At 57.1% G+C, this 9,936-nt stretch carries 5 protein-coding genes and 4 pseudogenes; 3 read left to right on the top strand and 6 right to left on the bottom strand.

All coding sequences use genetic code 11. From position 1 onward, the window contains the following. Positions 1–257 (top strand): transposase (locus FEV53_RS18465; protein ID WP_142836186.1); only part of this gene is annotated, 257 nt, incomplete at its 5' end. Positions 258–425: 168 nt separating this feature from the next. Here the strand turns inward: FEV53_RS18465 and FEV53_RS18460 are convergent. The 5 genes and pseudogenes from FEV53_RS18460 to FEV53_RS22195 all read right to left on the bottom strand — a co-directional run. Next, positions 426–1,265 carry a LytTR family DNA-binding domain-containing protein gene (locus FEV53_RS18460; RefSeq protein ID WP_142836185.1) on the bottom strand — a complete coding sequence of 280 codons (840 nt, stop codon included), beginning with the start codon at positions 1,263–1,265 and terminating at the stop codon, positions 426–428. 388 nt (positions 1,266–1,653) lie between these two features. Continuing rightward, on the bottom strand, positions 1,654–5,151 hold the full coding sequence (locus FEV53_RS18455) for a Hint domain-containing protein (protein WP_142836184.1): 3,498 nt from the start codon (positions 5,149–5,151) through the stop codon (positions 1,654–1,656). Between the two features lie 398 nt (positions 5,152–5,549). Then, a pseudogene (locus tag FEV53_RS18450) lies at positions 5,550–5,639 on the bottom strand (IS6 family transposase); the annotation flags it as partial. Between the two features lie 77 nt (positions 5,640–5,716). Beyond that, complete coding sequence (locus tag FEV53_RS22200; protein WP_425465504.1) at positions 5,717–6,172, bottom strand: transposase; 456 nt, start codon at positions 6,170–6,172, stop codon at positions 5,717–5,719. A gap of 79 nt (positions 6,173–6,251) precedes the next feature. Then, positions 6,252–6,938, bottom strand: a pseudogene (locus FEV53_RS22195) (transposase); the annotation flags it as partial. A 240-nt stretch (positions 6,939–7,178) separates the two neighbouring features. Here FEV53_RS22195 and FEV53_RS18440 point away from each other — a divergent pair. Together FEV53_RS18440 and FEV53_RS18435 are read left to right on the top strand one after the other, a co-directional pair. Further along, positions 7,179–8,461: pseudogene (locus FEV53_RS18440) on the top strand (IS256 family transposase). Between the two features lie 282 nt (positions 8,462–8,743). After that, positions 8,744–9,118, top strand: a complete 375-nt coding sequence (locus FEV53_RS18435) for a hypothetical protein (RefSeq protein ID WP_142836183.1) — start codon at positions 8,744–8,746, stop codon at positions 9,116–9,118. Between the two features lie 123 nt (positions 9,119–9,241). Here FEV53_RS18435 and FEV53_RS18430 read toward each other — a convergent pair. Then, positions 9,242–9,936: pseudogene (locus FEV53_RS18430) on the bottom strand (IS5 family transposase); the annotation flags it as partial.

The following is a 9,936-nucleotide window of genomic DNA, read 5'->3' as shown; positions in this document are numbered from 1 at the left end:
CACCGTTCACGCGCCGGTCGGGGAAATGGAAAGGCAAGGAAATGATCCGCGGAGGGCGCGCGGCTCTGCGATCTGCAATCTTCATGCCCGCATTGGTCGCAGTCAGGTTCAACGCCGATCTCAAGCGCAAGTACCAAGCCTTGCTGGACAAGGGAAAACCACCAAAACTCGCCATCACGGCAGTCATGCGCAAACTCATCCTGCTCGCCAACGCCCTGTTGCGTGACGGCCGAAAATGGGATGAACGCTCCGCTTGACCAAGACGGATACTACCGCCCACCGGCTCCGGAAACCGTCGTACCGATGGACCGGAGGCCCGTCATGCACTAACAATCAAATTGGACCACTCAAGTGGGGCTAATCAGTGATGTCACACAGCGTTTCTTCCGTTGCCAGACTTTTCAAACAACGCCAACCCGGTCCGACTATTTTGATGAAGATCCATGGCGCGCGGCGATTTCTTTAACTTCGTTCGCCTTTTTTCGGCTGACCGGATAAATTGAACCATTACGATCAATCACCCGAGGGTTGCCATTATGATAGACCAGTCGAGAGATTTCTGAATTCGCCATCCATATTGAGCGATGGATCAGAATACCTTGGGATTCATCGATGTCCTCTATGCAGGACATCATGCTTTGTCGGACGATATGTTTTCCGCGAGATGTAACGATTGTGCAATAATGACCATCAGCTTCGATGCGCAGAAGGCTTCCTCGCTTCTCAAAGGGTACTTTCTCCAAAACTGCAGGAGTTCTTGGCGGAAAACGAAATAACATCACGTCTCGTTGAACTTCTCTAAAATGATCTATTATGAGCTGCTCATAAGAAGTATCTATAATGTATATCAATGCAGTGTAGACAAGGAACGCAACCGTTACAATCTGGATAAACCGCGGGAAGCCCCATCCGGAAGCAACCCCCAGATGAATATCCACGTACTCTGAAAGAATAGCCCCCGTTATCGAAGCGATAAAGTTGATGATCACGTTTACATAAAAGATCGGCCATCTTTTGATGCTAAAATAATATGCGAGAGGTGGCATAATGAAATAAAATAGAAAAAGAGAATAAGCAGTCCATCCAATGCACTTAAGGGCGTTCACGGCAAGACTTAGCTCCGCCCCAAGACCAAAGGCTTCCGTCAAAACATAAAGTAGCATGTAGCTCGTCATGATCAGGATGACCGGACGACGAAAGACAATGCTAGTGATCAACCGGCGGTGATGCCGGATTTCGTCCCGTGCATTTTCTAGAGAACTCACTATTTCGCTCTTTGGGTCTACATTTACGACACGGCGCAGGAGTCAGTGATCCTAATGCCTGTTTTGGCCTCGCAAAGATCACAACGGTTTCATGCAAATAGCCCAAGGTTCGCGTAGAGGCGATTTCTGCCATCGCGGCGCTTCAGCTGATATAGTATTTGCTTAGCCGTCCTTCCCCGCAAGGCAAGTCTGTTTCATGGGGCTCAGTGAACCAAATCTATCTGATTATGATTCATAAGATTACCATATCACGACTCCAGACAAACACTACTGATAGTTTATCACAGAGCCGCAATAATTCAACCAACGAGTCTAGAAGACTTGCACTCTTATTTTCTTAGTGAGATGCGGCGCAATGCCGCATCTCTTATTGTGTGCCTGTGGCAGGTCAGTCGGCACCCACGAGGAGTTGCGACTCTTTTACCGTAAGTAGCGGCTGCGCCGGAGCCCAAGCGAATTCGCCGGTACGCAGGGTTCCCATTAGCTCGGGGAAGAGGGTAAGAAGCTCTTGTCTGGCCGCCCGATCAACAGAATTGATAGCTTCCGGTCCAGGCAGGAAGCTCTCGGTCCAGGCACCTTCGGAGCAAATCACCTCATGCTGATCGAACATTATGTGATAATACTCGATTTCACCGCCTTCCAAGATCAGAACGTTCTTACCGTCAACCATGGACTTGGCAGGAACCAAGGCCTGATCGACGCCAAACAGCATTTCGAGAGCCCAGCCGCTGCGCAGCACCCGATGCTGAGGTGAAACGCGGAGATCGCGGGTGTTGCCGATGGTACCAGCCTTGAACAAGATGGGCGCGAAATTTCCGACAGCCGCGACCGTGCGCCGACCAATCCATTGGATTGGTTTGATACCATTGTCGCGAGTGACAACGAGATCGCCGACGGAGAGGTCCTCCACCTGCACCCAGCCGTCCGGTGTCTGGATCCGCGTCTCGCGCGCGAAGCACACCGGCGCAGCGGTTGCATTCGATACGAGGACGCTCGTCCCTGATCCGTCGACGCTGCTGGCATCATTGCCGACCCAGCTGACCACAACATTGTAGCCAGACAGCGGCACAACCTCGTAGTTTTCAACGTCAAACCCGTCAAGGCCTTCAACCTGATAGCCGCCGGAGATGTCGGAGAAGTTAATCTCACCACCGACGAGGTTGCCCGCTGCGTCGACGTAATGGCCGACAAGGTCACCGCCATCGAGGTTCCGGGAGGCCACAATAAAGTAACCGCCGTTATCGAGTGCCGTGATCTGGGGCGACCCGTTGAACCCGGCCCCATCATACTCAAAGACATATTGGTCTTGCGCGACCACAAATGCCGGATCGGTTGGGGCAAGGCTCGGGTTGATGATCGAATAGATGGGCAGGTCCGAACCCGGAGCCGCTGACGTCTGCGAGTAGGCGATCATGACGTTGCCGTCGCTGCTCACCGCAAGATCGAAGATGTCGACGTCCTGAGGATCGAAGCCATCCACTCCGATGGTGCCGATTGTAAACTGATCAGTGGACGGCGTCCCGTCACTGTTAAAGATCCGGCCTTCCATTGTCGCAGGACCGTCGTCGGACAGAGCGTTCGTTTTCCAGACCGCCATGATCCGCCCGTCGGGCAGGGCGACCATTTTCGGGGGGCCTTCGATCCCGACCGGATTTACGTCCTGCATCTGCAAGTCAGTCGCAACCGCAGCACCGGTGGTATCGATGACCGAGTAGACGGGTGCACTCCCCCCGGCTTCTACGCCATTCTGCACCAATCCGACCATGATGTTGCCGGACCCATCGGTGAACTGCTCCACATCGAAGTTCGGAACATCAAAGCCGTCGGTTCCATCAACTGCGACAGTCCCGATCTGGAACTCGGTGCCGGTGAACGTCCCGTCAGAATTGATGAAGCGCCCATAGAGGTCCATGGTGCCATCATCACTGAGGCCATTGCGCGACCAAACGGCAATGATCCGGCCATCTGCCAGCTCTTCGAGCTGAGCGGGCGACTCGAAGTTTGTGTCAACCGTGGATGGGATCTCGGCGTCGGATACGATCTCGAAACCCGGATCCGTCGAAGCCAGCGCGGTGTCGAGGATTGTCAGGATCGGTGTGTCTGTGCCGGCCGGATCACCGTTCGCGCGCAGATAAGTAACCGCGACTTTGCCGTCCCCGAATAGCTCGACGTTGAACTGCGGAACATCGTAGCCATCGGTGCCGTCGATCGAGGCTGCCCCGATCTGGAACTGGTCGGTTGCCCAGGTCCCATCAGCGTTCTGGATGCGACCCTGCATAAGCGACGTGGTCCCATCGGACAGGCCATCATTGCTCCAGACGTGAAGAATGCGGCCGTCATCCAGCAGGATCGATTGCGGCGGGGACTGGAAGCCTACGGTGTCCTGGTTCACCAGACCCGGGGTCGGATCAGTGGTTGCCAACGCGTCTGCGCCAGCTTCAGCAGTTGCCGTCAGAACGGTCGTCCCGGACCCATCGACAGACCCGGCGTCGTTGCCGACCCAACCAACGGTTACGTTATAGCCGGTGTTGGCCACAACGTCATAATTGTCGATGTCGAACCCGCCAGCCCCCTCGGCCTGCCAGCCGGTGCCTTGGGTGCTGAAATCGATCTCGCCGTCGATCGGGTTTCCGTCGGGGTCGAAGAAGCGGCCCACAAGGTTGCCATCATCGACACTGCGAGACCACAGAGCGAAGAAACCGCCGTTATCGAGGGCTGTGATCTTGGGTGCAGCCTCGAACGACGTTGTGTTGAACTCGTTGATGTACTGGTCTTCTGCGACAATGAAAGCAGGGTCAGTTGGTGCCAGGCTCGGGTTGAACATGGTGAAGACCGGCAGATCTGTGCCATATTCCTGAGTCGCCTGGACATAAGCGACCATGACATTGCCATTAGTACTTTGGGCGATGTCAAAATTGTCAACGTCCTGCGCGTCGAACCCGTCGACAAAGAGTGTGCCGATGTTGAATTGGTCGCCCGCTGTACCGTCGGAATTGAAGATCCGACCGACGAGCTGGTTTGTGCCGTCATCTGCGAGTGCATTCGTCTTCCAGACCGCCAGAACGCGACCATCATTCAGGGTCAAGAGCTTCGGCGGCCCTTCGGTCCCGACGGGATCGACGGTCTGCATCTCCTGATCGGAAACGACGGGGGTGCCGGTGCTGTCGATGATCGAGTACACCGGCTCCGAGCCGCCCGTTTCTCCACCATTGCGGACAAGACCGACCATGATGTTGCCGGACAGATCGCCAAATTCCGTCACTTCGAAATTAGGGACGTCGAACGCATCGGTTCCATCGACTGCGACAGTGCCAACCTGGAACTCGCCGCCAGAGAAAGTGCCGTCGGGATTGATGAACCGTGCATAGAGGTCCATCGTTGTGTCGTCATTCAAGCCGTTCCGCGACCAGACGGCGATCACGCGCCCGTCGGACAACGTTGTCAACTGAGCGGGGGATTCGAAGGGTATATCGACCGTTGACGGAATTTCGACATCGGTAGCAACTTCAAAACCGGCGTCAGCCTGGGTCAAACTCGGATCGAGGATGGTGAAGATCGGAGTGTCGGTTCCAGCCGGATCACCGTTCGCACGTTCAAACGAAACAATAACATTGCCACCGCTGAGCTGCTGCACTTCCAGTTGTGGAACATCGTAACCGTCAGTGCCGTCGATCGATGCGCTGCCAATCTGAAACTGGGTATCAACCCAAGTCCCATCTGGGTTCTGAAGCCGCCCGTAGACAAAAGCGGATGTCGTGTCACCCAAACCGTCATCAGTCCAGACGTGCAGAATTCGACCGTCGTCCAGCTTCAAAAGAACCGGTGGTGACTGAAAACCAATCGTCCCCGTATCATTGACCTGCGACGTACTCAAAATATCGGACATACAGCTCTACCCCTTCGTGTACCTCGCGGACTAGTTCGATTTTTCTCCAAATTTTCAAATAAATTCGGCCTCCAAGACGTGGAACACACTACTCTCGTCATGAATGACGGGGGCCAACATCGACAACATTTCGATTAACGCTGTCCGGTTTGAGATTTTACCTATCCAACAGAATCGACTGTACGAGGTGGGAAGACCGGCGCTCATGTCCATTGAGGCACACAGTCATATACCAAGGCAGTGCTCTAAGACGCACAAGCATCGTAATAGTGGTGTTGAGAACCGTACTAGATCCGCTGAGCACCGGAACGCTTGAAACTGACCGAGTTGCACAGTTCCACTTTTAGGAGATTGCCAATTTGTTCTGCACTGATCGCAAAAGTCTGGTGGGGGTACGATTACGTAGTCATTTCGAGGGCGTAGCTGCGCCATAGATCGAAAGCATTTGATATGGCGTGGCGGTAAGAGATGGCGGTCAGTCGATAGCGGTGGAGTCCGAGGTCGTGTCGCGAATGCTGTGGAAATTGCCTGGCAGCGCGCTCCGGGCATGTGGATGTTCGGTTTCTCAAGCGGCGAGGTCAAGGAGCATCGGCTGGAGGGTCTGAGACAGGGCCTCCCACCCGCCGACCCTCCGCATCTGGATCTGCCCGGAGGCCAACAGTGCCCAGAGCAGGATCGGCACGGTCTCGGCGCATGGCAGCATGGTCTGGGTCTTGATGCGGCGTCGGAAGTCCTCGTTCAGCCGCTCGATGGCAGTCGTGGTCCGGGCGGATTTCCATTGCGACGGGTCAAGGCGGATGAAGGTGAAGAGCCGGTATCCCGCGTCCTTCAGGCTGTCTGCGACAGCCCGGCACTTGAGGCCCCGTTTCCGCAGGAGTGCCTTTCGCCGCGTCTCGATGTCGGCCGCTGTATCGGCATGAATCATGTCCCGGTCGTCCTTGGCCAGCTCGTCCTGCATGTGTTTCGGGGCATGCGCCAGAAGGTTGCGATGTTTGTGGACCGTGCAGCGCTGGATCGGCAATTCTTCCCCCCCACAGCGACACGAGCGCGGCTTCGAGCCCCGAAGCCCCTTCGAAGATCACCAATTCGGGCCGCTTCAGGCCTCGGGCATCGAGATCCTCGAGGAACGGGCGGCAGGCCAACGTGCTCTCTTCGCCCATGTTCCGGATGGACAGCAGCACCTTCTGACCGTCGCGGCGCCCCCCTGATCGCGGCCAGCACCGGGATGTTCGTGGCCTTCTGGTCGAGCCGGGTCTGGATCACAGTGCCGTCGAGGATCAGACGCATGATGTCCTCGTCGGCCAGGCTGCGGGCGCACCAGGCGTCCCAGTCACCTTTCGCCAGGCGCGGCTGACCACGTCCTTGCTGACGGCACCCTCGAACAGCCCGAACAGCGCGCGTCGGACCCGGCGCGTGTTGGTGCCGGAAAGATAGACGGCAGCGATCAGCGCCTCGGCCTTCTTCGTCAGCCGCTTGTAGCGTGGCAGCGACTTCGACCGCGATTCCGTGACCTTGTCCTCTTCGTCCTCGACCCGGGCGCTCGGCACCTGCACGGTCTCGGCCCCGAAGGTGCCGGTGAGCTGTCGTTCACGGGACCCGTGACGAGAGCCCTTTACCGGGCTGCCGCCCCGGCCATAGCGAAGGCGGCCGAGAAAGCCGGCCAGCTCTTCCTCGAACACCGCCTCGAGGGTCGCACGGACATTTGCCCTCAGGCGATCTTCAATCGGGTCGAACCCGGTCTCGCTGGCCAGTCGCGAAAAGCGCGCGGTCTCAGTCGTCTGGGTCATGGCATGATCTCCCTGGCGGTTGCCGCCGCCGGCTGGGTGGTTGCAAGTTCACCCCGAGATTACGCCACCTTCAAATTTCCACCACTTCCGAGACACGACCGGTCTGAAGCCACACGTTGTTACTATCGGAGCACGTGGTGTAATTTCTGCGCCTTGAACGGTGTAATGCCGGGTGGCCATCGAGGTGTATGATCGGGTGGAGTTTGACGATTTCAACCACGCACTACACGGAGCCCCCCGATGACCAAGACCAACATGGACCTTTCCGAACGTCTGGCCAAGCAGGACGGCGGCGATTTTCTGCGCACCGTCGCCGAGGCCGTTTTGCAGCTGGTCATGGAGGCTGACGTCGAAGGCCTGATCGGCGCCGGCAAGCACGAACGGGCTGATCACCGCACGACCTGGAGGAACGGGTATCGAGAGCGCGCTCTGGAGACCCGTTTGGGCACGCTGAACCTGAAGGTCCCGAAGCTGCGGCAGGGCAGCTATTTCCCCGGCTTTCTGGAACCCCGCAAGACGTCCGAGAAGGCGCTTGTTGCTATGATCCAAGAAGCATGGATGGGCGGCGTGTCTACGGGCCGGGTTGATGGGTTAGCGCAGGCTATGGGCTTGTCTGGCATCTCCAAGAGCACAGTGTCGAAGCTGTGCAAAGACATTGATGAGCGCGTGAACGAGTTCCTGAACCGCCCGCTCACCGGCGAATGGCCGTTCGCCAATGTCTCTCGGACCATTGGCGTTCGATTGGCTCACTTTGGCTCGACGCGAGATATCTCAAGGTCCGCCAGGGCGGCCGGATCGTCAGCGTGGCGGCGATAATAGCGGTCGCGGCCAACACCGACGGGCGACGTGAGATCATCGGCCTTGGATCGGGCCCTTCGGAAGCAGAGACGTTCTGGATGGACGTCCTGCGCGGCCTGAAGGCGCGTGGGCTGGACGGCACCAAGCTTGTGATCAGCGATGCCCACAGCGGCCTCAGGGCGGCCATCGAGCGCGTGTTTGAGGGTGAGCCTGCGAACGGGCAGCGCTGCCGCGTCCACTGGATGCGCAATGCGCTCGCCCATGTGTCACGCGGCCAGCACACCGTCGTGGCCGCACTCGCCATCGGGCTCGAACCAATGGCGCCTCAATGGCTCGTTCCGCCAGGCCTTCGATCAGCCCGATCGCAAACAGGCGGAGAAACATGGCGCAAGGTGGCAGACCAGCTCCGCTCTCGCTGGCCCAAGCTGGCTGAACTGACGAACAACAGCGAGCATGATGTCCTAGCTTACATGGTCTTTCCCCGTCAGCATCGCACAAAGCTACACTCGACCAACCCAATCGAACGGCTCAACAAAGAGGTAAAACGCCGTGCGGATGTCGTCGGCATCTGTCCCAACGAGGCATTAATCATCCGCCTTATCGGCGTGGTGTTGTTCGAGCATAACGACGAATGGCAAACCGCCAGCCGCTACATGATGGTCGAGGCCTTCGCCCAGATCGACAACGAGGAGACAGACCCAATTTTCAGCATAAAAGCCGCCTGATCATGACCTCAGGCCATCCGGGAAAATACACCACCTTGATGGACGTGTCCCAAATTTCCACGACTTCAGAGACACGACCAACACAACAGCTGAATAGGCGCTTGGCAAATGTCACGCATATCTATTAAAGTTAGAAAACGGTGAGGGTGATTCCGTCTGAGCCGAAATCGAGGCGAGGCGGACCAAGCTCAACCTACCACTTATCCGTAGATCGCCCATATTACCATTTTTAGTCAAACAGTGAGTGCCTTGTTTCCAAGTCTGCCAAAACTATTTTTCCGAATGAAAGACAACGGTGCTACCGTCTTTCGTGTGCAAACAAATACCAAGTCTGGACGGGTTGAGTTCGAACGGATTGCGGTTGCGGTCGTTAAGACTGGTGCGGTAAAATCACATGCGGAAGTATCTCTGACGAGCGAGGAGCGCTCGCAAATATCTGATTGGATACGCAACGAACAAGAGGCGAAGTCCAAGAGATTAGTCGAGGAGATGCTGAGTATGGCCCGAGATGTGAGTCTCGCCACGCACCAGCTCAGCACCTCAGATCATATCAATGAGGACGTCCTTGAGGCAACGAATGACCTTCTCGTCGCTTTGCTGGACATGCAAAGAGAAGTTACCTCGGTCATGATGAAAAGAAGAGCTAACGAGGCTTAGAGCGCTTCCAGTTCACGTAGAAGCATACCCGGCCTGACAGAAGTAGTTTGAGCATTCTTCTGGTGTGTAGAGGCGCTGTTGCACAAATCGGGGTCTGAGCGGTTCCCTTTTCCCCGGACGGACCTATCTTACGGCTACAGTCATGGGTGCGCCGAGCGCGGTGTAGCCGTTCAGCACGGCGATACGAACTTGCAGCTCGGCGATCTGGCGGTCGCAGTCTCGGGCCATGAGGGATTGGCCGAGCAGCTTGATGCAGTTCATCTTGCTCTCGACCCAGCTCCGGCGGTGGTAGCCAGACTATCGTCGGCAGATGGCACGACCCAAATATTTGGACGCGCGCAGTGCCTCGTTGCGGGCGATGGCTCCGGGGCTCGTTGGTTTCCAGGGCTTGGCGTTCTTGCGGGGCGGGATGATCGCAGCGGCACAACGGGCAGCGATTGCCTCGTGGCACTTGCGTGTGTCGTAGGCGCCATCTGCCGTCACGGAACCGATCTCTTCGTCAGACGGGATTTGGTCCARGAGATCTGGCAGGATGGGCGCATCGCCAATGTTGCTGCCGGTGACTTCGACGGCCCGGACTTCCAATGTTTCCTCGTCGATACCGATGTGCACCTTGCGCCAGATGCGCCGTTTGGCTCCGCCGTGCTTGCGGGCGTTCCACTCACCTTCGCCTTCGGCCTTGATGCCGGTGCTGTCGATCAGCAGGTTTAGCGGGCCCGTGCCGCCGCGATACGGGATCGCCACATTCAGCGTCTTTTGGCGGCGGCACAGGGTGCTGAAGTCCGGCACTCGCCAATCCAACCCAACCAGCCGCAGGA

Source organism: Palleronia caenipelagi (assembly GCF_007004065.1).
Lineage (GTDB): Bacteria > Pseudomonadota > Alphaproteobacteria > Rhodobacterales > Rhodobacteraceae > Palleronia > Palleronia caenipelagi.
The sequence above is the reverse complement of the archived record's forward strand: the minus strand, read 5'-3'. Positions and strand labels throughout refer to the sequence as shown.

What these genes read in the sequence shown, in the direction of transcription:
- FEV53_RS18455 (WP_142836184.1), bottom strand. Translation starts at nt 5,151, where the DNA reads ATGTCCGATATTTTGAGTACGTCGCAGGTCAATGATACGGGGACGATT.
- FEV53_RS18435 (WP_142836183.1), top strand. Translation starts at nt 8,744, where the DNA reads ATGAAAGACAACGGTGCTACCGTCTTTCGTGTGCAAACAAATACCAAG.